This window comes from Sporosarcina sp. OR05 (assembly GCF_041414805.1).
Classification (GTDB): Bacteria; Bacillota; Bacilli; order Bacillales_A; family Planococcaceae; genus Sporosarcina; species Sporosarcina saromensis.
In genome coordinates this window covers 1-25,597 of record NZ_JANKJL010000019.1, presented here as the reverse complement: position 1 = coordinate 25,597, position 25,597 = coordinate 1, and the positions used below count along the sequence as shown (strand labels likewise).

Sequence of the window (25,597 nt, the reverse complement as noted above, 5' to 3'; positions counted from 1 at the left end):
AACGCTCCGTTCAGAAGCGACTTCTCTAATATAACATCTCTCAACTTAAGAGTCAAGCGTTTTTTAGAAGTTTTTTTAAAAATTGGAGCGGGTGAAGGGAATCGAACCCTCATCATCAGCTTGGAAGGCTGAGGTTTTACCACTAAACTACACCCGCGTATAATCTTGTATATATGGCGCGCCCGACAGGAGTCGAACCCATAACCTTCTGATCCGTAGTCAGACGCTCTATCCAATTGAGCTACGGGCGCTCTTATTAAATATATATGGTGCGGTAAAGAGGACTTGAACCTCCACGGGGTTAACCCCCACTAGGCCCTCAACCTAGCGCGTCTGCCATTCCGCCACTACCGCATTATTTGCGACACAACTTATTATACAACTCTCAGCGAGAATGTCAATAGTTTTTTTAGTGAAAATGGTGAGCCATGCAGGATTCGAACCTGCGACCCTCTGATTAAAAGTCAGATGCTCTACCAACTGAGCTAATGGCTCGTTTTATAATGGAAACTATATAGAACTTATATGTTCTATACTTTCTTAAATAAAACTTCTTGGTGTTGAATTTCGGTTTTAGTTGCTCAGGTTAGCTGATTTATTAAAACCTTTTTGTTTAGCTTTACTTATAGCATTAGCTAATTTATTGAAACCTTGTTTGTTTAGCTTTACTTATAGCACTAGCTAATTTATTAAAACCTTATTTGCTCCTAATACCTTGCGGTATTACTCGCAAAACTTTTTTAACGTGAAGCGTTAAAAAAGTTTGGCTGGGGTAGCTGGATTCGAACCAACGAGTGACGGAGTCAAAGTCCGTTGCCTTACCGCTTGGCTATACCCCAACGATCAATAAACAACACAACTGCTATTCGCTACTCTTTTAATGTAGACATAAAATCAAATGTTATACATAAAAGTTGGTGACCCCTACGGGATTCGAACCCGTGTTACCGCCGTGAAAGGGCGGTGTCTTAACCGCTTGACCAAGGGGCCAATTAAGAATTTATTTGATTGTCGAATGCCGTCGTTCCTAATCGACTTTTCCTATTATAGATACCTCACATTCATTCGTCAACACTTTTCATGTATTTTTTTCTATGAAATTTAAAACAACCTTGCAAAACCCTTAAAAACAAAGGTTTACAAGGTTGTTCGTACACATTAAATTCCGGTGATTTGCCCGCCGCATTTCCCACATCTATACTTTCGAACGTCCATTCTTCGTCTTCGTTCATACACCAACTTACAGGATCGACACTGGTAAACGTGAACCTTTTTAGGTTTGTCGTCTTTCATTCCTAACGGTTTACAATACCTTGGAGAATCTGTTTCTTTAAGCAGCTGTTTAAAATCTTGATCTCCATGGCGATACCCTTTCCCCTCTTGATGCAAATGGTAATGACATAATTCGTGTTTAATGATGCCGATTAATTCATCTTCATCATAAAGGTGAAGTACTGCCGGATTAATTTCAATTGAACCTTCTCGCAATTTATAACGGCCACCCGTTGTGCGTAACCGCGCATTAAAGCTCGCGACATGTAAGAAGGGTTTGTTAAATGTATCAATTGAGATGCGTTCGACGAGTTGTTGGAGTTCGTCCCTCTCCATCTTCACTCCCACCTCGCGCATTTATTTTCCCGCTGGCGGAATCATTGTCAGCGAGATTCTTCCTTTTTGCTTGTCGACACTTTCCACCCATACGGTGACAATGTCGCCTGATGCGACCACATCAAGTGGATGTTTGACGAAGCCTTTCTTTAGTTTCGAAATATGGACTAACCCGTCTTCCGATACACCAATGTCTACAAAAGCTCCGAAGTCTACAACATTGCGGACAGTTCCTTGCATTTCAATTCCTTCATATAAGTCTTTAATGTCTAAAACGTCAGCTTTCAATAGCGGTTGCGGATAATCTTCCCGCGGGTCGCGATTTGGTCGTTGAAGGGTGTCGATTATATCTCGTAATGTGACTTCACCAATGTCTAGCTTCGCAGACAATTCTCGAACATCTAACGACGCCAATGCTTCGACGGCTTCTGGTTTACCGATTGTATTTTTGTCTACTTGGGCAATAGCAAGGATTTTTTCCGCTGTTTCATAACTTTCTGGATGGAGACCTGTTGAATCAAATCGATCATCCGCCTCTGGAATACGCAGGAAACCAATCGCTTGTTCATATGTTTTCGCACCGAGTCTTGGGACTTTCTTTAACTGCGCTCGCTTTTTAAATAATCCTTGCTCTTCACGTGCTTTTACAATATTTTCAGCTACTGATTTTGATAAGCCGGCTACATATTGCAGCAACGATGATGACGCTGTATTCACATTGACACCGACACGGTTTACTGCCGTTTCGACGACGAATGAAAGTGATTCTGACAACTTCTTACGAGCGACATCATGCTGATATTGGCCGACACCAATCGATTCCGGATCAATTTTAACAAGCTCAGATAATGGATCTTGAAGTCTCCGTGCAATGGAAACAGCACTTCTTTGTTCAACTTGCAAATCCGGAAATTCTTCGCGCGCTTGGGCGGAAGCTGAATAGACACTTGCCCCTGCTTCATTCACAATTACATAGGAAACAGGTTGTTTGGATTCTTTAATGCACTCTGCAATGAAACGTTCAGTTTCCCGGGATGCTGTACCATTCCCAATTGCGATGATTTGAATCGAATATTTTTTTAGCAACGACAAGATTGTCGCTTTTGACGCTTCAGTATTCGGCTTCGGAGGATGTGGATAAATTACCGATACCTCGATCATCTTTCCTGTCTCATCGATCACCGCCAGTTTGCAACCTGTACGAAATGCGGGATCGACACCTAAGACCATTCTTCCTTTTAAAGGTGCCTGCAACAATAAGCTTTTCAGGTTCTCGGAAAATACATGGATTGCTTGCGTTTCCGCCTTTTCTGTCAAGGCGGTTCGTATTTCCCGTTCAACAGATGGTGCAATTAATCGTTTAAATGCATCTTCTGCAGCTTCTTTCACTTGTGTAGTGGATGGTGCGTGCTGTTTAGTAATGAACTGCCGCTCGATTCCCGTAACAATCCGCTCTGCAGGAAATGCAATTCCTACACGCAGCACTTCTTCCTTTTCACCACGGTTGAGCGCTAAAACTCGATGAGGAACAACTTTCTTTAGCGGTTCTTCATAGCCGTAATACATTTCATAAACGCCCCGTTCGTCTTGTGCACCTTTCCGCATGGATGAGGTAAGTTGACCGTCTGTCCACGCAAGCTTTCTGACGAGATCACGAATTTTCGCATCATCTGCAATGCGCTCTGCGATAATATCGCGTGCACCCGTTAGCGCTTCTTCGACTGTCGTAATATTTTTCTCTTCACTAATAAACTTCTTAGCAAGCACTTCCGGCGATTCAGGTCCAAACTTCAATAACTGGTCTGCTAGCGGTTCCAAGCCATTTTCAATTGCAATCATGGCACGGGTCCGTCTCTTCTGTTTATATGGACGATACAAATCTTCAAGTCTTTGAAGGATTAATGCGTTTTGAATTTCTTTCTTCAAATCATCCGTCATCTTCCCTTGTTCTTCTATTAAACGGATAACTTCTTCTTTACGTTGCTCAAGTCCCTTTTCATAATGATAGGCATCCTCGATTGCTTTAATTTGCACTTCATCAAGAGAACCTGTCACTTCTTTTCGGTAACGTGCGATGAACGGCACTGTATTTCCTTCGTCAAGTAGCGCAATAACGTTTGCTGTTTGCACTGTACTAATCGACGCCCTTTTAGCCGTCGCCTCAATAATCTTTTTAACCATTGTTTTCATCCTTTCTTCCGCTAACAACAGTTTACCATTTTTATTCATGCGAACCTATTGAAGTTACATGATCAAAGCACAAAAAAACCCGCTTCAATTATTGAAGCAGGCATCCAGCTATAAATGTAGCGTCATCACCTGGGTCGATCGTTTTCTCAACTTGGTTATACAGTTCTCGAGCATTTGCGCTTTGTTTCAAACTCGCCTTCGGACTATTTAACGTGACACCGTCGGAATGCAGAAAGAACAGATCACCAATCGAATACTCATACTTTTGTGTTTTAACCTTTTGAGGTCTGCCTGATAAATACCCCATCACAGGAAGAGGATAAATCATTTTTTCACGGCCATGTAAAATGTATAACCTAACATTGCCGATACAACTGTATTCAATCGTACCTTCGGCGAAATTCACCCGAACAATTGCCACGGCTGCACCACGTTTTTGAACCATATGCTCGTTGCAACGATTTAACAGTTCATCAAGTGATTCGTGATGATATTCCGCTAACACTTGTGGGATAATTTCAGCGGATTGGCGGGCTACAATCCCATTCCCTAACCCATCTGCTATGGCACATATGAAGTAATCCTTCTCAGCATGTATATAGTAAGTATCTCCTGATTCCGAGTTCCCACGTTTAGCTGCGTTATAAATGTATGCCTCAACATATTCATTAATAAATTCTTCCACTACGAAGCACCACCTGCCGTCAGTATGGCTTCTTGGAGTTTCTTGATAGCCTTTCTTTGCAATCTGGATACATGCATTTGCGAAATGCCCAGTCGCTCTCCCGCTTCTTTTTGACTCAGTTGCTCGATGTATGTATATTGAATGATCTGTTTTTCCCGTTCTGACAATACACTGAGTGCATTTGCCACCACAAGACGGTGATCTGTTCGTTCAAATCCATCATCTGCTTCTCCAATAATATCAAAGAGGGTAACTGTTCCGCCTTCAGAATCCGCTTCAAGCGTATGATCCATGGAGAGTGCTTGATAACTTCTACCCATTTCCATCGCTTCGAGCACTAGTTCCTCTTCTGTCTCCAAGTATTCCGCAATTTCGTTGACATATGGAGAACGTTGCAATTCTGTCGTCAAAATTTCTACGGCAGACTTAATCTTTGGACCAAGTTCTTTAATACGTCGTGGCACATGGACTGCCCATGTTTTATCACGCAGGAACCGCTTAATTTCACCGACAATTGTCGGTACCGCGAACGCTTCAAAACTCCTACCTAATTCAGGATCATATCTTCTGATCGCACCGAGCAACCCTAGCATCCCTACTTGTACGATATCTTCATGATAGGGTTTCCCATTGGAATATTTCCGCGCGATGGAGTGTACAAGTCTTTCATAATGAAGCACTAAGTTTGTCTGTGCCTCTTCGTCGTTTGTCTCTTGGAATTTCCGGATCCAATCTAATACTTGCTCTTTCGTATCTGGCTTATGAGTTGGCTGTTCGTTTGACATCTTCTTGCTCGCCTCGCTCTCCGCCGAGATGTTTGGTCATAAAGACCGTTACGCCCTCCTCATGGTGAATTTTCACTTCATCCATGAGCGTTTCCATCAAGTAAAGTCCTAGACCCCCTTCACGGAGGAAGCGCTCTTCAGATGCATCGCTATATGGTCCGACATGTTTTTTAGTTTCCTCAAAATCAAAACTTGAACCATGATCTGCAATCATGATTTCCAAGCGCTCTTCGTACATTGCACATCCAACAACTACTTCGCCTTCTTGTCCGTCTTGGTATGCGTGCTGGACTGCGTTTGTAATTGCTTCACTAGATGCAATCTTTAAGTCTTCAATATCATCGTATGTGAATCCGAGACGACTCGCAATTCCGGAAATCATCAAACGGGCAACACCGATATATTGCGTTTTTGCAGGTATCTTAATTTCGATATAATCATAATGTTGCATTGTTGTCCTCACTTTCCTTCACTTCAATATCGATAATTTCACTTAAACCTGTAATTTCAAATAGACGGTGCAATCGTCTGTTCAATCCTGTAATCTTTACATGACCACCATTGCTTGTTACCGCCTTATAAAATCCAACAAAAACACCTAGACCTGTACTATCCATATAATCCACTTCCGATAAGTCCAGTTCGGCAATCAAACCTTGTGTATTTTCAACTGTTGCTAACCGTTCTTTTAGCACTGGTGCAGTGTAAGCATCTATTTCTCCTACCACTTTAAAATATTGCACACTATTTTTCTCCAATGACTCAACTTGTAAATTCATAACTCGCACCCCGACTCTCTAAATTCTATTGGATACTATTCCTACCTTATTGAATACCCAGATCTTCAATTTTCAAACCTATTCTAGTTCTTTTTTGAAAATCACAATAGTAAAGTCGTCACTTAACCTGAACTCTTGCATTGCGCCAATTTCGTTGTACAGATGCTCTGCCATTTGTTGAGCTGGAAGACTTTTCACATCCACCAATAATCGTTGGATGGTATCCATCTCTACAAATCCATCTTCAGTCCGAGATTCTGTTACCCCATCCGTCATCATGACAACAAAATCCCCATCTTTTAATGGAATGGATCGTTCTTCATAATAAGCGTCCTTTTTTACACCGAGCAAGAGGCCTTTAGCGTCCAATTCAGCAAAACTGCTTGTTGTACTATCAAAATACAAGGCAGGTTCATGGCCAGCTGAAGCATAATGAAAATGTCCATTCGTACTATCAAATTTCCCATAGAACATCGAGATGAACATGGAATCATCGACACCTTTTTCTACAATCCTGTTGACCGTTTCCAATACATTACGTGGACTCGAATTCTCAAATTGGAGACCATCCATCCCGAATTTAATCATCGACATGCATAGCGCAGCAGGAATCCCTTTGCCCATAACGTCAGCAACCGCAACGCTTGAAGCGTGTTCTTGATTCAAGAAATAAATGTAATCACCATTCATCTGTTGGGCAGGTTTTGAAACCCAGCCAACATCCAATCCGCGCACATTTGGACTAGTAGTTTTTAGTAATGTATCTTGTACTTTCGTTGCTACATTCATTTCCATCTGAATCGCTTCTTGTTTTCGCACGAGACTTTGATGCTCTCGAAGGGTCAATCCGTAATGAATCATCATTTCAATCAAGAAATCGAAAGAATCCCATACTTGCTTTCGTAAGTATGGATGCAATTCATACAATGCGTTCTTATGAATGCTAATGACATCCTCAGGCGCTATATTTTTTTCAATAAAGCGCCTGCTGAATTGTTGGCCTACGTAGAGGTCCTCCTCGCTTTGACTTTCCAAGTATTTCTTCATAATTTCTTTATATTGCACACCGACTTCTTGAGGCATGTTCTACCCCCTCCCTTAATGGAGCCATTTAGTTGTAGTGATAGTCGTCCCTTCCCCTACTTCCGAAACAACTTTAAATTCATCCATCAGTCTTTTCACACCAGGCATCCCTGCACCGAGACCGCCAGACGTGGAATAACCATCTTCCATCACTTTACGCAGATCCGCGATTCCTGGTCCTTCATCTGAAGCAATAATCTTAATACCAAAAACACCATTGCCAGAAACTCTCTCAATTTCAATTTTTCCTTGTCCGGCATATAAATAAATGTTTCTCGCTAGTTCACTGATCGCTGTTGTAATGCGCGCCTGGTCAACAGTCCCGAAACCGGCCTTCTTTGCTTCGTTACGCCCTAATTGTCTTGCAGCAACGATATCCCATTCCGTAATAATCTCTACAGAAGACCTACAGTTCATGGTCAGGCCTCCAATTCTTTAGTTAATTTATCCAAACCGTTTTCTAAATCGAGAGCCGTCATGACATTATTCAATCGGATTCCTAGTTCAATCAATGTAATCGCAACGGCTGGCTGAATCCCTGTTATGACAACTTTCGCTCCCATTAAGCCTGTCATATTGATGACGTCTCCTAACACTTTCGCGATAAATGAATCAATAAAGTCAATTGGTGTCAAATCGATAACAACGCCAAGTGCTGAAGTTTCATGCATCTTATTCAAAAGATCCTCTTGAAATTGGATTGCTGTTTGGTCATCTAATTCCCATTGAATTGACACGATAAGGACTTGGTTCAATTTTAAAATTGGGATACGTGTTTTCATTGTGCTTCCACCTCCACAATTGCACGATTTGTCATTGCCAATGCTGCTTGCATACCACGTTGCAATGTACTTTTCGTAGTGAATTCTTGCAAGTTAATACCAAGAGCAACAATCGTTTGTGCGATTTCAGGACGTATGCCGACGAGCATGCATTTCGCCCCGACTAACCGAACTGCATCTGCTGCCTGAATGATATGGTGAGCTACCATCGTATCGACTACAGGCACCCCTGTTATATCCAATAAAACAACTTCCGCTCGTTGACTGACAACGCCTTCCAACAGGTTTTCCATGATCAACTTTGCTCGTTCCGTGTCAATTGTACCGACTAAAGGCATGACAGAGATTTTCTCCACAACCGGTATTAACGAAGCGGAAAGTTCTTGTAACGCAATTTTTTGCAAACTGACCGTCCGTTCCCATTCAGAAGAATAGGCATCGATAATACTTTCCCGTAGAGGGTCAATCCAATTTGAGAATAACGTGATGAAACCTCGCAAGTTCTCATTTGTAATAATCTCGTGCTCTTCCAACAGTTCAAAGACGACATTTGAAAAGTTATCAATTGCTTTGTTTACAAATTTAATAGCCCAACCAAACCGGACGATTTTTTCTGTGAAGTCATTGATTTTGTCAGCGTCAATTGTCGCTTTTTCTTGAATATTAGTGGTCATTAACTCTGCAAATTCACGACTTGTTTTCTCAACTAGATGTTCGGGCATGAAATGGAAGAATCGTTCCCCTTTTTCTTCTTTCATCCGTTTAATCCATCTTTCTATTATTTCATCCATATGTTGATTGATGCTATTGACCATGAGTGTGTTCATACGGCCCTGTGCCTCCTCAAAATAAAATTCCTGTTATCTATTGTACCTAAAAAAGACAAAGGAAACATCTATTAGGGTCACTATACAGAAAAAACACCCCGGAATAAACTATTCCGAAGTGCTTTTACACTATGTATTCTAGAATTTGACTAAACCAAAACTGATTTCAAGTGCTTCATCAACCCGCTCCATCAATGATTCATCCAAATGGGTAATTTTATCTGTAAGCCTTGACTTGTCGATGGTGCGGACTTGTTCGAGCAGGATGACAGAATCCCGCTCGAATCCGTATCGCTCCGCAACGATTTCAACATGTGTCGGCAATTTTGCTTTTTGGATTTGGGCAGTAATTGCTGCAACAATCACTGTTGGGCTAAACCGGTTACCAATGTCATTTTGAATAACAAGTACTGGTCTCGTCCCTCCCTGTTCGGAACCAACGACAGGCGACAGGTCTGCAAAAAAGACGTCTCCACGTTTTATTGCCAACTTTTCATCCTCCGCTTACGAGACGTTCCATCGTATGCTGGGCTTCGAGCTCCGCATGCAAACATTCCTTTGCAATTCTTAAGTTGATTTGCGACATTTCAACGTAGCCGACCATCATCGCTTCACGGATGTTAACCGCTTCATGACTCGTCACATACCGCTTTGTTGAAACATAAACGAATTCTCCACGCTCCGGCTCCAGATGGACGGTCGTATGTTCAATTTCATTTACTATTTCTTTGGGCATCTTATCAATGATTTTTCTGACGTTTTTCTCTCGCATTTCTAGCACCTCCGACAGACCCCGTTCCCTCGATCGATTCTATTCCAATCTATCTTACCATTGAAGTTCGACAATGAGAAGACATAGTAGGATTTTTATTGACAAGAATCTTCAAATTTTGTGGTCATTTGTCGAAAGGCGGAACAGTAATCATCATAACCATTCGAGGTTCAATATATTCTCGGTACTCGTTTTGACATGGTCACCGCTATTTCGTATGGGATTGTTCCTAATCGGAGTGCCCATTCTTCCATTGTGATCTCTTCCTCACCTTGCACACCAAGCAACGTCACTTTCTCTCCGATTGGCAGTTCCCTCGGCAACTTCACCATGCATTGATCCATACAAATCGTTCCAACAATTGGCATTCGTTCACCAGCAATGAGCACTTCTTGGCCCCGTAAACCTCTTTTCAACCCATCTGCATAACCAATTGGAATGGTACCAATCCACTCGCCTTCTGTCGTTTCATACGTACCTCCATAACTAATACGATTACCTTTTTCCAAGTATTTCACATAAGCAAGTTCTGTTTCCAATGTAAAGGCTCTGTGTAACCGAAAAGGTAATTTAGATTCGACAAAACTCGATGGTGCAATCCCGTATAAGCTAATGCCGAAACGGACAGCATCCAATGCATACTCCGGATATAAAAGCGTTGCTGCACTGTTTGACGCATGGACAATTGGCGGTTTTTCCGGAAATGTCTCCACTAACGTCATGAACTTTTGAAATTGCTCCATTGTCGGTTCAGCATTCTCTTCATCCGCACAAGCAAAATGTGTGAATACCCCTTCCACTAAAATGGAACTAGATTCATGAACGACTTCCATGATTTCCTTCAGTGCACATTCGTCCCTAAGACCGATGCGTCCCATGCCACTATCAATTTTCACATGAATGTTCAGTGGTCTTTCGGATCGGGTACTACCGTAAACAGCTTCTTGCAGCCACTTTGCATCGGATACCGTAACGCGAATATCCAATTCCACCGCTTTTTCCGCAAATTCAACCGGAGAAGGACCCATCACCAAAATTGGTGAAAGGATCCCTCCTTCCCTCAGTCGAATCGCTTCATCTGGCGTTGCCACTGCTACCATCATTGCTCCCGCTTCAATAGCAGCTTGTGCCACTTCAACCTCACCGTGGCCATAGCCATCTGCTTTCACAACAGCTATGACCCCAGTTTGGTCAGGTAAATACTGCTTGAGATTCTTCAGGTTTTCTTGTATCGCGTTTAGCTGAATCAACGCTCTTGTTGGTCGATAGTTCATGATGTGCTCCATTGCTATCCCTCGATTAGATACTATTTTCTATATTATCAATCTTAGGACCATGCTACGTCAAATAATGTTATTTACTGTCTTCCGCAACCATTGAAGAAGCTACTTCAATTAGTTCCTCTGGCGTTAATGTTGACGAGGCAACAAAGAACGCTATGCCGTCCTGCTCCCAACGAATTGAGTTATCTGTCAGTGCCGCTACTGCGAATCCTAGATCGACCGGATCTCCTTCAACGGATACTTCCATTTGCATTTCCGGTGTCTCAGCAGGCTCTTGCACAACAACGAATTCCTTGCTACCGCCACCGAATGTCATGAAGGATCTTGTTCCATTCTCCACATCGACAGTACTTTCTTCTAATACAGTCCCTTCCCAGCTGAGGTTCGGGTAATACTTCTTCAGGCCTGTTTCATCGCCTTCTTCAGTGGACTGTGGTTTTTTCTCTTTTTGTATGTCTTCCATCTTGACGTCATAATCAGAAGCTTTATGCTCCACACCTAATGTGATTTTCTTAAAGGTCACCCGAATTTTCTCTTCATTGTTTTCATCCATGACAGAAACGTGTTTTGGCAGCAAAGTTTTCTTGTCGACATGAATTTGTTGGGTAGGCAAGACTTTTTTGTGGTTGTTACGGGAAGCCGTTTCAAACACATACGTCTTATCCTTTTCTACCATTGTTGAATTTTTATCCGCTTTAATGTCATCGGATAACGTGCCGATTAAGTACGGCATACTGTTTTGTGTCGGCCAATCGCTTTGGAACTTATACGTTTTTCCAAGAGACGGTGTAATAACGAATACCCCTTCTTCATTTCGCACGATCATTTGGGACTCTTCCGTACCACCTTGTGTCACATTCACTTTGTAAAAGTCAGGCTTCGTGTGCCATACGGTAACATCATACATCCTTGGTTCTGAACCAGTTTTGATCTCCATCGTCGCTTGCAACTCATACCCTTCCGCCTCGTTCCATTTACCACTGAGCTTTTTCATGACATTCTCTTTTGAAGGTGTTCCACAAGCTGCAAGAAGTGCCATGATTGCAACTAACATAAAAACAAAAATTCGGCTGCGCATTCAGTTCATCCTTTCTCATTTCAATCGGGTAGGTCATCTTATGAGAGTGGACAGTCAATTATGCGAGCTTGTTTCACTTCCGTGAATTATTTCAGCAAAATCACTTGTGCTGCAGCAACCGTTGCCGTATGGGTGATTGAGACAAACCCCGTCACTTCCTGATTACGGAAAAATAGAACGGGTTTCCCTAAAGAATCTTTTAAAATTTCAATTTCACTAAATGCGCATTCATTTCCAATCCCGGTACCTTTCGCTTTGGCAAACGCTTCCTTTGCTGCGAATCGCCCTGCTAAAAATTCAACTTTCCGGTGTGGTGAATATGCCGCATAAAGAGCAATCTCTTTTGGGGTTAAAATCCGCTCACGGAACTTAGGGGACTTTTCGTCCAATCGGGCAATCCGTTCCAACTCTACAATATCAAGTCCAATTCCTTCGATCATATTAACAACTCCATTTATTGGTCACTTTCACTTCTTCTTGTGATAAAAAATCTGTATAATGAATGTAAAGGTCAGGTGAAAAAATGTTCATTCGCACAGAAAGTTTTTCTCAATACATTCGACGTTATCCTTTTGTAACCGCAATTATCGTGCTCAATATCCTAGTGTATATTATTACTGGATTGCCAATCCGCCAAAGTAGCGAATTGTACTTTTTAGGTATGGGCTATAACCCACTAATTGCAGATGGAGAATGGTGGCGCCTTCTCACACCGATGTTTCTACACTTCGGCATTACGCACCTTCTCTTTAACATGTTTTCCTTGTTCATATTTGGACCTGAGCTCGAACGAGTTGCTGGTAAAGCAAGGTTTCTAACGATTTATCTTTTGTCAGGCGTTTTTGCCAATATCGCTTATTTCTTTTTAGGCGAATCCAACATTCCACATGTCGGAGCAAGTGGTGCAATTTATGGGATTTTCGGTGCTTTCGGTGCTTTGATCTATTATACGAAAAAAGCACTTCCTCAACTGCGACAAATTATGTTGCCCATTATTATCATTAGCGTCATCATGACGTTTTTACAGCCAAACGTCAATATTATCGGTCACATCGCAGGTCTCGTCGTTGGATTCCTCATTGGGTTAAGCTATTTTCATCCAAAAAGAATTATTAGCTGGCGATAAAAAAAGGTGGAGCAGGAATGTTATTCTCTCTCCACCTTTTTCTTTATCTACTTTCTGCGTCCGCAACTTCTACTTCTTTTGGCAATTTCCCTTTTTCATACCACAATAAAATGCTCTCCGCAGCTTCCACGTCCATATGTTGCACATTCGCGCTGTATGAACCTAATCCAGATTTCACGTTGGACACGATTGTCGCAACGCCTTTACGCTGATGAAAATAACTTTGCTTCATGTCCATTGATTGGATCCGCTTTTTCATCATATATGCTGTTTGCAAACTGATGCCTCGAAAACGCATCGTCAACTGGTGATCAATGATGTCATAGGCCGCTGAGCGATGTTGCCACATACCAAGTGCCAATACCGCTGGAACAATCGCCAGTGAGAACAATCCATACGGGAAAAAGAAATAGATAAGTGCGCCGATGACAGGCGCCATCCATAGGAAGTCAATCCGGTAATAGAACGGCCTTCCCTTCAAGCTCAATTTATTCCGCGGCTCTTTCACATGGAGCTCAGGGAATATTTCCTGTAAATGGTGTTCCACTTCTTTCTTTTTAATGAGCGGGAATAAATGAATTTTAGAGCTTTCGCTTATGCCGCCCCCTGCACTATGAATTGTCACGGTCGCGTACCCGAAAAGTTTGCGCAAAGGGTTTTCGACTACGACAACCCCTTGGATTCGTTTCAACGGGACCGTCACCCTCTTTTTCTCCAACAAACCTCTTGTAATGATGATATCTTCCTTATCCATCGAAACGGTAAAGTTATAATGAGATAAAAACGTCATCCCTACTGACAAAATCCATACGCCCAGTAATCCGAGGAAGACAACAATGGCGACAATGAGTACACCGAACTTAATGAACTCTGACACTTCTTCAAATACACGCTCATACGGCAACAACTCACCAAACTGGGACAGGAAGATCGCTGCACCCGACAGAATGACACCGATTCCCCCGGATGTAGTAGCCAGAACGAGCAAATCCTTTGTCGTCATCGTGAAGAGTTGGCGCAATGCTGATGTCTCTTCTTCAACCGGTGAGTCTACAAGTTGTTCTTCTCCTTCAGCAACCGCTTCACGAGGCGCGTGTTTCTTCCGTTTCTTTGCATCCGCCATCTCTATTTCAATCTGTTTCGCCGCTTCTTTTGTAATGGCAGTCAATTCACCTTCAGCTTGTTTTGCAGTGGAGCTGCCAGCCGTCTCCACTTTCACTTTCACCAGTCCGAATGGTCGATGAAAAATCCCTTCGGTATAATCCAAACTTTGAATACGGTCAAACGGAATGTAGCGCTTCTTTTTGACGAAAAGCCCCGATTCTATTCGAAGTTCATCGTCTTCGAACCAATAGACAAATCGTTTCCATTTAATCACACCACTGATGAATAACAAGATGATGAGCGCTCCAAATATGATGAATGATAAGTAATCTACATACCACAGCCCTGTTCCGCCGTCTTTCCAACCATTTGCAAATACAAGCACGATAAGTGGTAAAATTGCTTCTTTCATCGTTTTTAACATTTCAATAATTGCAGATACCCAGTGAAGCTTATAACGTTGCTGTTCAGACATCGTCTTCCGCCACCCTTGCAAGCACCGAAATCCTGCCTCGCAATTCATCAGCTTCGACCATGATGAGTGCGGGAATTGTATGCACTGTTGCCGCTGTCGAGATGGATATTTCAGCTAATCCGTATTTCCGGAGAATCGGTCCTTGTGATGTATCGACATGCTGGACTCGAACCATCGGAATGAGCGTTCTTTTCACAACAAAAAGTCCGTGTTGCAGTTCAATTTCCGACTCACGCACTTCGTAACGCCAACGCATCCATCGTACTTTTGGGAATAACAAAATCATGAAATACGCAAAAACGATGAGGACACCCACTTCTATTAGGTAAATCCACCAAGGCCAGTCAAATATGTATACAAGTACTCCACCACCGATTGCGACGAGCGCTAAAATGATCGTTTGAATGATGCCATATAGACGCCACACTTTTAACCCTTTCGGAGAAATCCGATTTGCAGGTTGTGCTCTCATAGAGCCGACACCCCTTTCTATCTTTCTATTGTATACGTAGCGCAAAGAATAATGTTTCGTTTTTCACAAAAAAACCTTGGGAGAGTGTGTACACTTCTCCCAAGGTTCTTGAATATTATCTATCTGATTTTCCTCTTGAACGGTCTCTACGGTTTCCACCTTCACGGTTTCCACGACGAGAACCGCCGCTACCATAACCACGTCCGCCCCCGAAGGATCGACCGCCGCCACGGCTACCTTTGTAACCACCACGATCACGGGATTGCGTTTTGCGCGTAGGCAATGGACGCTCTTCCGTAATTTTCACTGGTGTATCATCCGGCTCGTTCGTTAATGCACGAATCGCTGCCGCTACGATATCTTTTGCTTCGAAGTTTTCAAGAAGCTCAGCCGCTAATGGCAAGTAGTCATTTAATTCGTTTTTCGCAAGAACTTCTTTCAACTGCTCCATCGCAACGCGTTGTTGACCGATCAAAGCCTCGTCCTCAGTTGGTGGTTGTAGTGGTGTCATACGCTTTTTCGTTGTTTCTTCAACAACACGTAAATACCCCATCTCACGTGGCGTTACAAAAGTAACTGCCATTCCACTCTTACCCGCACGACCTGTACGGCCAATACGGTGTACGTAGCTTTCAGGGTCTTGTGGAATATCAAAGTTGTAAACATGTGTTACGCCAGAAATATCCAAACCACGAGCAGCAACATCAGTCGCTACTAATACATCAATTTTATTTTCTTTGAATTGACGAAGAACTGACATACGTTTTGCTTGCGTCAAATCACCATGAATGCCTTCTGCAAGGTATCCACGAATGCTTAATGCGTGAGAAAGCTCATCGACACGACGTTTTGTACGTCCGAAAACGATTGCCAATTCCGGCTGGTGAACGTTCAATAGACGGGAAAGCACGTCAAACTTTTCTCTTTCATGTGCTTTTACGAAATATTGGTCAATGTTTTCTACCGTCATCTCTTTGGACTTGATTTTTACGATTTCTGGATCTTTCATGAACGTTTCTGCAATTTTACGGATTGCTGGAGGCATTGTTGCCGAGAACAAGAGTGTTTGGCGCTCAGCAGGTACAGCAGCCAAAATCGTGTTAATGTCCTCAATGAAGCCCATGTTCAACATTTCATCCGCTTCGTCCAATACAAGTGTTTGAACGTTGCTTAACTTCAATGTTCTACGATTAATGTGGTCTAAGATACGTCCTGGAGTCCCAACAACGATTTGCGGGTTGTTGCGTAAAGCTCGAATTTGCCGACCAATTTCTTGGCCACCATACACAGTCAATACACGAGCGCGTTTTCCGTATCCAATTTTATAAAGTTCTTCAGATACTTGAATCGCCAATTCTCGTGTAGGCGCGATTACAAGCGCTTGAACGGACGGGTTGTTTACATCGACTTTTTCAATTAGCGGAATACCGAATGCAGCTGTTTTTCCTGTTCCGGTTTGTGCTTGACCAATTACATCTTTACCTTCCATACCGAATGTAATTGTGCTTTCTTGAATAGGTGTCGCTTCTTCGAATCCCATACGCGTTAGAGCGTTTTGTGTAGACTCACTAATATTAAGTTCTGAAAATTTCGTCAAACTTCTCAATCTCCTTTGGTTTCTTCATTTAGCAATTGGTTACATTTGCAAATGAAAGCACGGCAAATTCGAGCCTTTAACTTCTATGGGAACGTTTCCGATATTTTTGCATACTCTGGAGTGGGCAGAAGCTCTTCATCGAACTTCGTATAAAATCAGAGGTTATAGTTGAAAAGGAAGCTGGTCTTTGCCGATCGATTCATCCCTGTGTTTAGGTGAAAAATCGTTTTATTCAAAAAAAAGTACTCTTCGCCACCGGAAGAGTCTCGTGTAAATGTATCCAATACTCATAGTAGTTTACCATGTCTGCGGACCATCCGCAATGATATAGCATTAATAGTAATAATCAGATTCCTGTCTTATTCCTGACACATAAACGTATACACTTTCGTAAACCAATCTTGGCAATCATCGCTATAACAAATGTGATGTTTTCCTTTATCTGAAACGATCAATTGCTTTTTGGACGAGCCTAGCGCTTTAAGGAGATGGTCTCCAGTAGCGAAAGGAACAATCCCATCTTTTTTCCCTTGAACGACACAAACTGGCGTCGTCACTTTTGAATAATACGGCTCCACCATCTTCACAAGACGTAGAAACTCCTTCGTTGCATGGAGTGGCGTATGCCGTAATTTGTATTCGTACAAGTGATAAAATGTGTTCGGCGGGTATTTCTTCGTCACCGATTCCGCTAGCATGATTGCAGCATCTTCGATGAGAATTTTCGGGCTAATGTATTTTGCTGCTGCACTTAATAGGACAAGTTTATCGATTGGATAGCGTAACGCCAAGTAGATGGCAATGAGCCCACCCATTGAGAAACCGACAACAATTACCCGATCCACTTGTTTACGTAACTTGTTCAGCGCAAGTTCTGCTTCCATCATCCATGATTCCGCCGAAACGTTCTTCAAGTCCAGCGGAAAATCATGGCCAGGTAAAACGGGTACTGCTAGCGTCCAGTCCGTCAGATCCTTCAAATAATTCATAAACGGTCGGACTTCAAAAGGTCCACCGGTGAATCCATGAAGAAAAAGGACACCCGTTTTCATTGCTTTTCTAATGCCTTTACGATTGTTTCAAGCGCCATTCCTCTTGAGCCTTTGAACAATACAATCGTGTGTTCATCTGTTAAGGATTGCAGCTTCTCAATTAATGGTTCATATTGGTTTTCTGACCAAACTACCGTTGTTTGTTCCCCGTTATTTTGCAGCTCTTCATATAGCCATTTCATTCGCGGACCATATAGAAGGATTCCTTCAAGTTCTATTGTGCGTAACTGTTCTGCAATTGATTCGTGGTAATGACGTTCATTGTCACCAAGTTCAAGCATATCACCCAATACCGCCCATTTTTTAGAGCGCAGGGATGTTTCGTGTAAAAACTGCAATGCTGCCTGCATAGATGTTGGTGCAGCATTGTATGCATCATTGATGAGAAGCGCTCCGTTATCCGCTACGAGCGGTTGCATCCGCATATCTGTTAGTTTGGACTGCATGAGCGCAGAAGCAATTTGTTTACCGTCTAGCCGCAACTCGTTTGACACCAAAATTGCCGCCAATGCATTTTTCACTTGGTGTGCACCATACACAGGGATTGTAAAACTGCCGCTAAGTACTCCAGCGACGGTAAATTGACTGCCGGTATCACCAGAAATGATTTCTGTAATAGCTAGATCATTTGATTGTCCGTATCCAAATGACACCGCTTCTAGTTCTGGTGTTTGGTCAACAAGCGTTTGCAACAACGGTTCGTCACCGTCATAGAAAAGCTTTCCGCCTTTTTGCAAGCCATCGATAATTTCAAATTTCGCCTTAGCGATGCCTTCACGAGAACCTAAATCTTGCAAATGGGCTTCGCCAATATTTGTAATGACAACATAATGCGGCTCTGCCAAGGTGGATAGAAAGGAGATTTCTCCAAAACCACTCATACCCATTTCCAAGACCGCAATTTCCGTATCTTCCTTTAAATTGAGGATAGTTAACGGTAGCCCTAATTCATTGTTAAAATTCCCTTCCGTTTTTTGCACATTAAAATACGGTGCAAGCGCACTAGCCATTAAATCTTTCGTCGAAGTCTTTCCATTTGAACCGGTAATTCCGATGAACTTGCACGTCAATTCTTTTCGAAAAGCGCGTGCAAGCTGTTGAAGTGCCTGTTCAGGATCGTCAACGAACAGGAGTGGGATTGTAGTCGGCGCATTTGGTTCGTCTTTCATCCATAACGCGGCAACCGCACCTTTTTCAATCGCTTGTTGCACATATTGATGGCCGTTCACTTGCTCTCCACGAAAAGGTATGAACAAATCACCAGGTGATACCGTACGTGAATCAATGGATGCACCTGTAACGACAACATTATCCAATAATTGTCCTTCTGCTTGAAGCCAACCTGCCAATTCAGTTAAACGTCTTTTCACAGTTCATCACACTCAATCCATTGTATATTGTATTTTTTTCTTTTCTTCATGGCGCTCAATCGCCAGTTCGATTAACCGATTGATCAATTCCGGATACGACAGACCAGAATGTTGCCATAATAACGGGAACATGCTCGTTGGCGTAAAGCCAGGCATCGTGTTCACTTCATTGATGAGCACTTCGTTTTGTTCGGTTACGAAGAAATCAGCACGTACTAGTCCTGCACAATCGAGCACTTTGAACGCACGGATTGCCATCTCTTTAAGCGTTTTTTCCACGTCATCTGTGACAGGTGCCGGTATTAACAACTCCGTACTGCCATCTTGGTATTTCGCTTCATAGTCATAAAACGCGGCGACAGGTTTAATTTCTCCAAGGACGGAACAGCTTGGTTCATCGTTCCCTAATACACTTACCTCAACTTCACGTGCTGTAATCCCTTGTTCCACAATAATTTTACGGTCAAATTTCAAGGCGAAATCGACCGCTTTTATAAGGCTGTCGTGGTCGACTGCTTTGCTAATGCCAACACTTGAACCGAGATTTGCAGGTTTTACGAACATTGGGAACGACAACTCTTGCTCCATTTTATCAATCAACAATTGTCGGTCTTTTTGCCATTGTGTACGGATGAAGTGGACATAAGGAACTTGTTTCAAGCCAACATGGGCAAACAGCTGTTTCATGACGACTTTATCCATACCTGCCGAAGAGGCAAGTACTCCGTTTCCGACATACGGTATATTCATCACTTCAAAAAAGCCCTGAACCGTACCATCCTCTCCATTCGTTCCGTGCAATAAAGGAAGAATGATGTCAGGTGTTCCATTGTTATTTAAGAAGTCCTGAATGCTATCAGGCTTGGATTCGTCACGTGTTAAACGCAACTCTTCAATCGTTTCAGCCGGACCCGCTAACGCTTCCCCTTTTCTCCACTCACCTTCGTATGTTATATATACTGGAATCACTTCGTATTTACGATAATCAATTGCATGTGTCACAGCTCTTGCTGTCGATAGGGATACTTCATGCTCAGCGGATTTCCCACCATATACTAACCCTAGTTTTCTTTTCATCTAGATCCCTCGCTCACATTAGATTAGATTTCATTCTTTCAGTTTACCATGAAAACCATTGCTTCTCGACAAATTTCCCCTCAGTGAACAGATGGGAAGTTTTCTAAAAACACCATACGATTGCTTTTTTAAATTCAAGATGTATCTTTCAAATGGATAGCTACGTGCATTGTTTGTCGGCAACCTTCTACGATGGAATGCGTCAAGTAGGAGACAGGTACATCTCCTTGTTTCCTGTATACTTACATTTCAAGAGCCCTTTATAAGTATGTGTATGCACATTGTAAACATTATTTTCAAGTCACTTTTTCATCACTGTGGGCGTGTGAACTCTTTTTTCCGCGTATGATGCACACATCGACTCCCTACTTTGGATTCATCCTACTTTGATTCGTAATAAATGCGTACAAACGACACATTATCCGTTATAATAGTCATTGGTTTCTACAAAACTAACACTAACTGTTAAATAGGTGAATTGAATGAAAATAGATCAGAAACCTGTAGAGCGTTTTGACTGGACACTTGCATTCATATTAATGCTGTTCGGCGTCATTAGTATTATTGCAATCGCCTCTGCTCAAACTACAGGACAATACAAAACGAACTTTATACCTTCTCAAATCCAATGGTATATTGTAGGCTGTGTCATCATCGCGATTACGATGTATTTGGAACCTGAACAATATAAAAAAGCTGCATGGATTATTTATGGAGGCGGGATTTTACTCTTATTCACGTTGTTCATATTACCTGACAGTTTATCAATTGTTGAGCCTCGTAACGGAGCGAAAAGTTGGATTCACATACCAAAACTCGGTAGTATCCAACCCGCTGAATTCATGAAAACGTTCTTCATTATCGGGTTAGCGCGCGCTATCACAAAGCATCACGAGCGCTATGTGGAGAAGACCATACAAACTGATTTTCTCTTACTTGGTAAAATTGCCGTTATTCTCTTCATCCCGCTTTTCTTCATAATGCAACAACCCGATTTAGGAACAAGTTTAGTGTTTATTGCTATCACGATTGCGTTAATCATTGTTGCCGGGATATCATGGCGCATTATATTACCGATTTTCACTGGAACGGCTGCGCTTGGATTGACTTTATTATGGATGGCTTTGTATGCACAGGAGTTTCTCGCGAAATTTGGGGCGAAACCCTATCACTTTGAGCGAATTTATTCTTGGGTGGACCCTTATTCGTACGCTTCAAACGAAGGCCATAACTTGATCAGTTCGTTAAACGCTATCGGTTCGGGCGAGATTTTCGGGAAAGGATTCCAAGGACGTGAAGTGTATGTGCCTGAGAGCCATACCGATTTCATCTTTAGTACAATTGGGGAAGACTGGGGTTTCATTGGGGCAAGTCTTGTCATCTGTCTTTATTTCTTCCTAATCTATCATATGACGAAAATCACGTTGGAATTAAAAGATATGTTCAGTACGTATATTTGTGCGGGTATTATCGCTATGATTACCTTTCATGTGTTCGAAAACATCGGCATGACGATTCAACTGTTACCGATCACTGGTATTCCATTGCCTTTCATCAGCTATGGAGGAAGTTCACTGATGGGGAACATGCTTGCAATCGGCCTCGTTTTTAGTATGAAATTCCACCATCGGACGTATATGTTCAGTTCAGATGATGAGGATTAATTGAACGCTCACACCGCTCACTGGTGTGAGTGTTTTTTTCTCTTCAAAATAGTAACTGGCGAAACAGTCATAAATCATGGCAGCTGTAGAATACAATTGGACAAGCACCTTCTTTCATTAGAAAAAAAAAGAAAAGCTCCCGACGTTATGTGGGAGCTTTCCGTTATGACTGTATTTGTGGGTCACTTGCAGGTGGCGCGAGGGCTTTCAGCATGTCTAGACGGGATTTCGTTGCAGTTGCCGAAACACCCAACTTCGCCAAGTTGGAGATGATTTTCTTTAAATCAACTTTCTCGTTCGCCATCTATTCCACCTCGACCTTTCTATATGTTGTTGACGTAATTGTGCAATGGAAAGTTTCAATATGGTTAAGAAATTCATTCCATTCTTCATCTATACACATTATACCACTCCTGTCCACTTTTAAATCTTTCATTTATGTTACAATTATAGATTTTTTGTAAATACTTTATACACATTCCGTAAAATACCACTTCATGTTTTTTATTTGCCCAATTGTTTCGCACATCAAACGCATTGAACGGAAATTAAACTTATTTTTACTATGCGTTTGTCCAGGTTGACATACCCCTTATAGGTATATTATGATGCAAGTAGTGGAGGAGGCATGAGTTTGACGAAAGATCTGATGAACAATGATAGTACGTTAGAAGAGTCCTGCAGAAAAAGTCATCATCCCGATAGTGTGAAGACGAATTTAATCCATCGCTTGAATCGAATCGAAGGACAGATTCGAGGCATTAAAGGGATGGTTGAGACAGATGTTTATTGTGATGATATTATTACCCAATTGTCTGCGACTCAATCAGCACTTAATAGCGTTGCTAAAGTTCTACTGGACGGCCATCTAAAAGGCTGTGTCAAAGATCGTCTAGCAGAAGGCGATGATGAAGTGTTGGATGAACTGTTAATTACGATGACAAAATTGATGCGAAAATAAGGAGGAACTTATTCATGGCAGAAAATACAGTATTACACGTAAAAGGTATGTCTTGTGGACATTGCGTAAAAGCAGTGGAAGAGAGTGTCGGCAAATTAGATGGAGTCAACGCTGTCCAAGTGGACTTAAAAGCGGGAACGGTTGAAGTAACTTTCGAACAAGGTCAAATTAGTGTAAAAGAAATTACAGAAACGATTGAAGACCAAGGATACGATGTTGCCTAACTGCGGATTTCCGCAGTTTCTTTCGCGCTCCAACATACCCCCTACCCCTATATTAGTTTGTTAGAAAGAAGGTGTTGTCATTGACTGAAGTGAAAAAAGACATTGCGATTACAGGCATGACTTGTAGTGCATGTGCGAATCGGATTGAGAAAGGGTTGCAACGCTTGGATGGTGTGAAGTCCGCCACTGTTAACTTTGCTACTGAAAAAGCAGCTGTTTCATTCGATACGGAGTTAACCGATAGCCAAGCAATTCAAGAAAAGATTCGTTCACTCGGATATGATACCGTAAAAGAAGAAGTTGATTTACAAATTTCAGGAATGACTTGTGCTGCCTGTTCGACACGGATTGAAAAGGGATTATCCCGAATGGAAGGTGTGCAAAAGGCAGCAATTAACTTGGCATTGGAGACTGGCAAAGTCGAGTATGATCCAACTGTCATTCGTTCAGCTGATATTATTGATAAAATTAAGCGTTTAGGCTATGACGCTGCATTGAAAAACGAAATTCCCGAAGGCTCAGAGGATCATCGCCAAAAAGAGATTAAGCAGAAGACACGCCTCTTTTATGTTTCCGCTCTCCTCTCCTTCCCTCTTCTTTGGACGATGTTCGCTCATTTTTCATTTACGTCATGGATGTCTGTTCCAGACTGGCTCATGAATCCCTATGTACAATGGTTCTTAGCTACTCCAGTCCAGTTTGGCATTGGTTGGATTTTCTATGAAGGAGCATACTTTGCACTGCGCAATAAAAGCGCGAATATGGATGTGCTTGTTGCACTCGGAACATCTGCAGCATACTTCTACTCTGTCTATTTAGTGTTAATCGACTCGACGCATGGGCTTTATTTTGAAACAAGCGCCGTTTTAATTACACTGATTTTACTTGGAAAATTGTTTGAGGCGCGTGCAAAAGGCCGTTCGTCAGATGCGATAAAAAAGCTTATGGGCTTACAACCTACGATGGCGCTCATTGAAAAAGATGGAAGTGTTGTCGAAATTCCAATTGGGGATGTACAAATCGGGGATATTCTCGTTATCCGCCCAGGGGCATCCATTCCGGTCGATGCTGAGGTCGTATCAGGTGAATCTGCCGTAGATGAATCAATGCTTACAGGAGAGAGTCTTCCAGTGGAAAAAACAGTTGACGATGTTGTCTATGCCGCAACTGTTAATGCAAACGGTTCTTTAAGAGTTCGTGCAAGTAAGATTGGAAAGGACACAATGCTATCGACGATTATTCGTGTTGTCGAAGAAGCACAGGGGTCTAAAGCACCCATTCAACGACTCGCCGATCAAATATCAGGCGTATTTGTACCGATTGTTGTCGGTATTGCGGTTGTCACTTTCCTCGTTTGGTATTTTGCCGTGACACCTGGTGATTTTGCTCAAGCGTTAACAGCAATGATTGCTGTATTAGTCATTGCTTGTCCATGTGCGCTTGGTTTGGCGACACCGACTTCCATTATGGCGGGTTCCGGGCGCGCGGCTGAACAAGGGGTTTTATTCAAAACGGCTGAAGCGATGGAACAGACGAAAGCGATTGACACAGTCGTATTGGATAAGACCGGAACAATCACAAAAGGTGTACCGGAAGTAACGGATTTTCTCGTTGCGCATGGCAGAGACAAGGACCGTCTTGTTGCGTTAGCGGCAGCAGCAGAAAGTGATTCGGAACATCCTGTCGCAAAAGCAATTACTTCTTTTGGATTGGATACAGTTGGTGATATTCCAAACGTTGAAAAGTTTGAAGCGATACCAGGTCACGGTATTTATAGTGTCGTCCGTGGTTCGACTGTGTGGATGGGAACACGGAAACTGTTAGCGGATCAAGCAATCGAGATGGACCCTTCAATTTCAGATGCAGCCCCATTGGAAAACGAAGGGAAAACCGTCATGTATATGGCCATGAACGGTGTGCACGTTGCAACGATCGCTGTTGCCGATACGTTGAAAGAGACGTCTACGCAAGCGATTCAGGAACTGCATGCGTTAGGGCTCAATGTGATCATGTTGACAGGTGATCAAGAAAGAACAGCAAAAGCGATTGCCGCTATGTCAGGCGTGGATCACGTCTACGCAGGTGTTTTGCCAGAGGGCAAAGCGGAAATTGTGGCCTCGTTGCAAGCTGAAGGAAAGCGTGTCGCGATGGTCGGTGACGGGATCAATGATGCCCCTGCACTCGCCGTTGCGGATATCGGCATGGCGATGGGCACAGGAACAGCGGTTGCCATGGAAGCGGCTGACGTCACCTTAATGCACGGAGATTTACTGCGTGTGGCGGATACGATTCGCATGAGTCGTTTAACTGTGAAAAACATTAAACAGAACTTGTTTTGGGCGCTCGCTTATAATTCAATCGGTATTCCGATAGCCGCCGCTGGTTTATTGGCACCATGGGTAGCAGGTGCAGCGATGGCATTTAGTTCCGTATCGGTTGTCTTAAATGCATTGCGTTTGCAACGTGTGAAGTTGAGATGATGAAGATGAAATCCCCTTGCCGGCTTTATTGGTGAGGGGATTTTTTGTTTGGTGGAGTTATGCGGCATTTGGCAGATTTATGCGGCGTTTCAGCGAAATATGCGGCGTTTGGCGCAGTTATGC

The 25,597-nt window shown here is 42.6% G+C and carries 27 protein-coding genes and 6 tRNA genes; 5 read left to right on the top strand and 28 right to left on the bottom strand.

Translation table 11 applies throughout. The features are described from left to right. Positions 1-83: 83 nt before the first annotated feature. From NRI27_RS17405 to acpS, 21 genes are all read right to left on the bottom strand, one after another. A tRNA-Gly gene (locus tag NRI27_RS17405) sits at positions 84-157 on the bottom strand. Positions 158-174: 17 nt separating this feature from the next. Continuing rightward, a tRNA-Arg gene (locus NRI27_RS17400) sits at positions 175-251 on the bottom strand. Positions 252-267: 16 nt separating this feature from the next. After that, positions 268-354 (bottom strand) — tRNA-Leu (locus NRI27_RS17395). 65 nt (positions 355-419) lie between these two features. Beyond that, positions 420-495, bottom strand: a tRNA-Lys gene (locus NRI27_RS17390). Positions 496-764: 269 nt separating this feature from the next. Continuing rightward, a tRNA-Gln gene (locus NRI27_RS17385) sits at positions 765-839 on the bottom strand. Between the two features lie 76 nt (positions 840-915). Further along, a tRNA-Glu gene (locus NRI27_RS17380) sits at positions 916-990 on the bottom strand. 168 nt (positions 991-1,158) lie between these two features. Next, positions 1,159-1,608, bottom strand: coding sequence for a SprT family protein (locus tag NRI27_RS17375; protein ID WP_371391829.1), 450 nt, complete (start codon positions 1,606-1,608; stop codon positions 1,159-1,161). A gap of 21 nt (positions 1,609-1,629) precedes the next feature. Further along, entirely contained in the window at positions 1,630-3,789 is a 2,160-nt protein-coding gene (locus tag NRI27_RS17370) for a Tex family protein (protein ID WP_371391828.1), read from the bottom strand. Positions 3,790-3,886: 97 nt separating this feature from the next. Continuing rightward, positions 3,887-4,483, bottom strand: coding sequence for a PP2C family serine/threonine-protein phosphatase (locus NRI27_RS17365; RefSeq protein WP_371391827.1), 597 nt, complete (start codon positions 4,481-4,483; stop codon positions 3,887-3,889). Next, complete coding sequence (gene sigB / locus NRI27_RS17360; protein ID WP_371391826.1) at positions 4,483-5,268, bottom strand: RNA polymerase sigma factor SigB; 786 nt, start codon at positions 5,266-5,268, stop codon at positions 4,483-4,485. Before sigB ends, NRI27_RS17365 begins: the two co-directional genes overlap by 1 nt. Next, positions 5,243-5,719: an anti-sigma B factor RsbW gene (gene rsbW / locus NRI27_RS17355; protein WP_317946741.1), complete on the bottom strand. Its 477-nt coding sequence runs from the start codon at positions 5,717-5,719 to the stop codon at positions 5,243-5,245. The genes sigB and rsbW overlap by 26 nt, the downstream gene beginning before the upstream one ends. Continuing rightward, positions 5,706-6,047 carry an anti-sigma factor antagonist gene (locus tag NRI27_RS17350; RefSeq protein ID WP_317946743.1) on the bottom strand — a complete coding sequence of 114 codons (342 nt, stop codon included), beginning with the start codon at positions 6,045-6,047 and terminating at the stop codon, positions 5,706-5,708. The genes rsbW and NRI27_RS17350 overlap by 14 nt, the downstream gene beginning before the upstream one ends. 78 nt (positions 6,048-6,125) lie before the next feature. Further along, positions 6,126-7,130 (bottom strand): PP2C family protein-serine/threonine phosphatase, encoded by a 1,005-nt coding sequence (locus NRI27_RS17345; RefSeq protein WP_371391825.1) that lies wholly within the window; start codon positions 7,128-7,130, stop codon positions 6,126-6,128. A gap of 15 nt (positions 7,131-7,145) precedes the next feature. Next, entirely contained in the window at positions 7,146-7,547 is a 402-nt protein-coding gene (locus tag NRI27_RS17340; RefSeq protein ID WP_371391824.1) for an anti-sigma regulatory factor, read from the bottom strand. 2 nt (positions 7,548-7,549) lie between these two features. After that, the gene (locus NRI27_RS17335) at positions 7,550-7,912 is read right to left on the bottom strand and encodes an STAS domain-containing protein (RefSeq protein ID WP_317946748.1); all 363 of its coding nucleotides are present in this window, start codon (positions 7,910-7,912) and stop codon (positions 7,550-7,552) included. Beyond that, positions 7,909-8,739 (bottom strand): RsbT co-antagonist protein RsbRA, encoded by an 831-nt coding sequence (locus NRI27_RS17330; RefSeq protein ID WP_317946749.1) that lies wholly within the window; start codon positions 8,737-8,739, stop codon positions 7,909-7,911. Before NRI27_RS17330 ends, NRI27_RS17335 begins: the two co-directional genes overlap by 4 nt. A 138-nt stretch (positions 8,740-8,877) precedes the next feature. Further along, positions 8,878-9,228, bottom strand: coding sequence for a type II toxin-antitoxin system PemK/MazF family toxin (locus tag NRI27_RS17325; protein ID WP_317946750.1), 351 nt, complete (start codon positions 9,226-9,228; stop codon positions 8,878-8,880). Between the two features lie 4 nt (positions 9,229-9,232). Beyond that, positions 9,233-9,511, bottom strand: coding sequence for a transcriptional regulator (locus NRI27_RS17320; protein ID WP_317946751.1), 279 nt, complete (start codon positions 9,509-9,511; stop codon positions 9,233-9,235). Between the two features lie 170 nt (positions 9,512-9,681). Further along, on the bottom strand, positions 9,682-10,785 hold the full coding sequence (gene alr / locus NRI27_RS17315) for an alanine racemase (protein ID WP_371391823.1): 1,104 nt from the start codon (positions 10,783-10,785) through the stop codon (positions 9,682-9,684). 79 nt (positions 10,786-10,864) lie between these two features. Then, entirely contained in the window at positions 10,865-11,872 is a 1,008-nt protein-coding gene (locus NRI27_RS17310) for a LolA family protein (protein ID WP_371391822.1), read from the bottom strand. Between the two features lie 86 nt (positions 11,873-11,958). Next, entirely contained in the window at positions 11,959-12,312 is a 354-nt protein-coding gene (gene acpS / locus NRI27_RS17305; RefSeq protein ID WP_371391821.1) for a holo-ACP synthase, read from the bottom strand. Positions 12,313-12,395: 83 nt separating this feature from the next. On the opposite strand from acpS, the gene NRI27_RS17300 reads away from it, so the two are divergent. Next, positions 12,396-12,998, top strand: a complete 603-nt coding sequence (locus NRI27_RS17300; RefSeq protein ID WP_371391820.1) for a rhomboid family intramembrane serine protease — start codon at positions 12,396-12,398, stop codon at positions 12,996-12,998. A 43-nt stretch (positions 12,999-13,041) separates the two neighbouring features. Here NRI27_RS17300 and NRI27_RS17295 read toward each other — a convergent pair whose 3' ends face one another. From NRI27_RS17295 to NRI27_RS17270, 6 genes are all read right to left on the bottom strand, one after another. Then, on the bottom strand, positions 13,042-14,577 hold the full coding sequence (locus NRI27_RS17295) for a PH domain-containing protein (protein ID WP_371391819.1): 1,536 nt from the start codon (positions 14,575-14,577) through the stop codon (positions 13,042-13,044). After that, positions 14,570-15,049: a PH domain-containing protein gene (locus tag NRI27_RS17290; RefSeq protein ID WP_317946757.1), complete on the bottom strand. Its 480-nt coding sequence runs from the start codon at positions 15,047-15,049 to the stop codon at positions 14,570-14,572. Before NRI27_RS17290 ends, NRI27_RS17295 begins: the two co-directional genes overlap by 8 nt. Positions 15,050-15,164: 115 nt before the next feature. Then, positions 15,165-16,646 (bottom strand): degradosome RNA helicase CshA, encoded by a 1,482-nt coding sequence (gene cshA, locus NRI27_RS17285; RefSeq protein ID WP_317946758.1) that lies wholly within the window; start codon positions 16,644-16,646, stop codon positions 15,165-15,167. Positions 16,647-17,005: 359 nt separating this feature from the next. Next, complete coding sequence (locus tag NRI27_RS17280; RefSeq protein WP_317946759.1) at positions 17,006-17,698, bottom strand: alpha/beta hydrolase; 693 nt, start codon at positions 17,696-17,698, stop codon at positions 17,006-17,008. Beyond that, complete coding sequence (locus NRI27_RS17275; protein WP_371391818.1) at positions 17,695-19,068, bottom strand: UDP-N-acetylmuramoyl-tripeptide--D-alanyl-D-alanine ligase; 1,374 nt, start codon at positions 19,066-19,068, stop codon at positions 17,695-17,697. Before NRI27_RS17275 ends, NRI27_RS17280 begins: the two co-directional genes overlap by 4 nt. Before the next feature lie 12 nt (positions 19,069-19,080). Then, positions 19,081-20,145, bottom strand: coding sequence for a D-alanine--D-alanine ligase (locus NRI27_RS17270; RefSeq protein ID WP_371391817.1), 1,065 nt, complete (start codon positions 20,143-20,145; stop codon positions 19,081-19,083). Positions 20,146-20,627: 482 nt separating this feature from the next. On the opposite strand from NRI27_RS17270, the gene NRI27_RS17265 reads away from it, so the two are divergent. Beyond that, positions 20,628-21,809, top strand: coding sequence for an FtsW/RodA/SpoVE family cell cycle protein (locus tag NRI27_RS17265; RefSeq protein WP_371391816.1), 1,182 nt, complete (start codon positions 20,628-20,630; stop codon positions 21,807-21,809). 163 nt (positions 21,810-21,972) lie between these two features. Here NRI27_RS17265 and NRI27_RS17260 read toward each other — a convergent pair whose 3' ends face one another. After that, positions 21,973-22,113: an Lmo0850 family protein gene (locus NRI27_RS17260; protein ID WP_317946763.1), complete on the bottom strand. Its 141-nt coding sequence runs from the start codon at positions 22,111-22,113 to the stop codon at positions 21,973-21,975. 345 nt (positions 22,114-22,458) lie between these two features. Between NRI27_RS17260 and NRI27_RS17255 the strand changes: the two genes are divergently transcribed. From NRI27_RS17255 to NRI27_RS17245, 3 genes are all read left to right on the top strand, one after another. Then, on the top strand, positions 22,459-22,770 hold the full coding sequence (locus NRI27_RS17255) for a metal-sensitive transcriptional regulator (RefSeq protein ID WP_317946766.1): 312 nt from the start codon (positions 22,459-22,461) through the stop codon (positions 22,768-22,770). Between the two features lie 14 nt (positions 22,771-22,784). Next, a complete protein-coding gene (gene copZ / locus NRI27_RS17250; protein WP_317946764.1) occupies positions 22,785-22,994 on the top strand; it encodes a copper chaperone CopZ in 210 nt (69 codons plus the stop codon). Positions 22,995-23,074: 80 nt separating this feature from the next. Beyond that, the gene (locus tag NRI27_RS17245; RefSeq protein ID WP_371391815.1) at positions 23,075-25,474 is read left to right on the top strand and encodes a heavy metal translocating P-type ATPase; all 2,400 of its coding nucleotides are present in this window, start codon (positions 23,075-23,077) and stop codon (positions 25,472-25,474) included. Positions 25,475-25,597: the final 123 nt, after the last annotated feature.

Bases quoted from the DNA above. Each gene is read 5' to 3' on its own strand.
- sigB (WP_371391826.1), bottom strand. From the start codon at position 5,268: ATGTCAAACGAACAGCCAACTCATAAGCCAGATACGAAAGAGCAAGTA.
- alr (WP_371391823.1), bottom strand. From the start codon at position 10,785: ATGAACTATCGACCAACAAGAGCGTTGATTCAGCTAAACGCGATACAA.
- NRI27_RS17320 (WP_317946751.1), bottom strand. From the start codon at position 9,511: ATGCGAGAGAAAAACGTCAGAAAAATCATTGATAAGATGCCCAAAGAA.
- NRI27_RS17330 (WP_317946749.1), bottom strand. From the start codon at position 8,739: ATGAACACACTCATGGTCAATAGCATCAATCAACATATGGATGAAATA.
- NRI27_RS17260 (WP_317946763.1), bottom strand. From the start codon at position 22,113: ATGGCGAACGAGAAAGTTGATTTAAAGAAAATCATCTCCAACTTGGCG.
- NRI27_RS17280 (WP_317946759.1), bottom strand. From the start codon at position 17,698: ATGAAAACGGGTGTCCTTTTTCTTCATGGATTCACCGGTGGACCTTTT.
- NRI27_RS17375 (WP_371391829.1), bottom strand. From the start codon at position 1,608: ATGGAGAGGGACGAACTCCAACAACTCGTCGAACGCATCTCAATTGAT.
- NRI27_RS17265 (WP_371391816.1), top strand. From the start codon at position 20,628: ATGAAAATAGATCAGAAACCTGTAGAGCGTTTTGACTGGACACTTGCA.
- NRI27_RS17370 (WP_371391828.1), bottom strand. From the start codon at position 3,789: ATGGTTAAAAAGATTATTGAGGCGACGGCTAAAAGGGCGTCGATTAGT.
- NRI27_RS17310 (WP_371391822.1), bottom strand. From the start codon at position 11,872: ATGCGCAGCCGAATTTTTGTTTTTATGTTAGTTGCAATCATGGCACTT.
- NRI27_RS17350 (WP_317946743.1), bottom strand. From the start codon at position 6,047: ATGAATTTACAAGTTGAGTCATTGGAGAAAAATAGTGTGCAATATTTT.
- NRI27_RS17345 (WP_371391825.1), bottom strand. From the start codon at position 7,130: ATGCCTCAAGAAGTCGGTGTGCAATATAAAGAAATTATGAAGAAATAC.
- NRI27_RS17295 (WP_371391819.1), bottom strand. From the start codon at position 14,577: ATGTCTGAACAGCAACGTTATAAGCTTCACTGGGTATCTGCAATTATT.
- NRI27_RS17255 (WP_317946766.1), top strand. From the start codon at position 22,459: ATGAACAATGATAGTACGTTAGAAGAGTCCTGCAGAAAAAGTCATCAT.
- NRI27_RS17340 (WP_371391824.1), bottom strand. From the start codon at position 7,547: ATGAACTGTAGGTCTTCTGTAGAGATTATTACGGAATGGGATATCGTT.
- acpS (WP_371391821.1), bottom strand. From the start codon at position 12,312: ATGATCGAAGGAATTGGACTTGATATTGTAGAGTTGGAACGGATTGCC.
- rsbW (WP_317946741.1), bottom strand. From the start codon at position 5,719: ATGCAACATTATGATTATATCGAAATTAAGATACCTGCAAAAACGCAA.
- copZ (WP_317946764.1), top strand. From the start codon at position 22,785: ATGGCAGAAAATACAGTATTACACGTAAAAGGTATGTCTTGTGGACAT.
- NRI27_RS17270 (WP_371391817.1), bottom strand. From the start codon at position 20,145: ATGAAAAGAAAACTAGGGTTAGTATATGGTGGGAAATCCGCTGAGCAT.
- NRI27_RS17290 (WP_317946757.1), bottom strand. From the start codon at position 15,049: ATGAGAGCACAACCTGCAAATCGGATTTCTCCGAAAGGGTTAAAAGTG.
- NRI27_RS17335 (WP_317946748.1), bottom strand. From the start codon at position 7,912: ATGAAAACACGTATCCCAATTTTAAAATTGAACCAAGTCCTTATCGTG.
- NRI27_RS17300 (WP_371391820.1), top strand. From the start codon at position 12,396: ATGTTCATTCGCACAGAAAGTTTTTCTCAATACATTCGACGTTATCCT.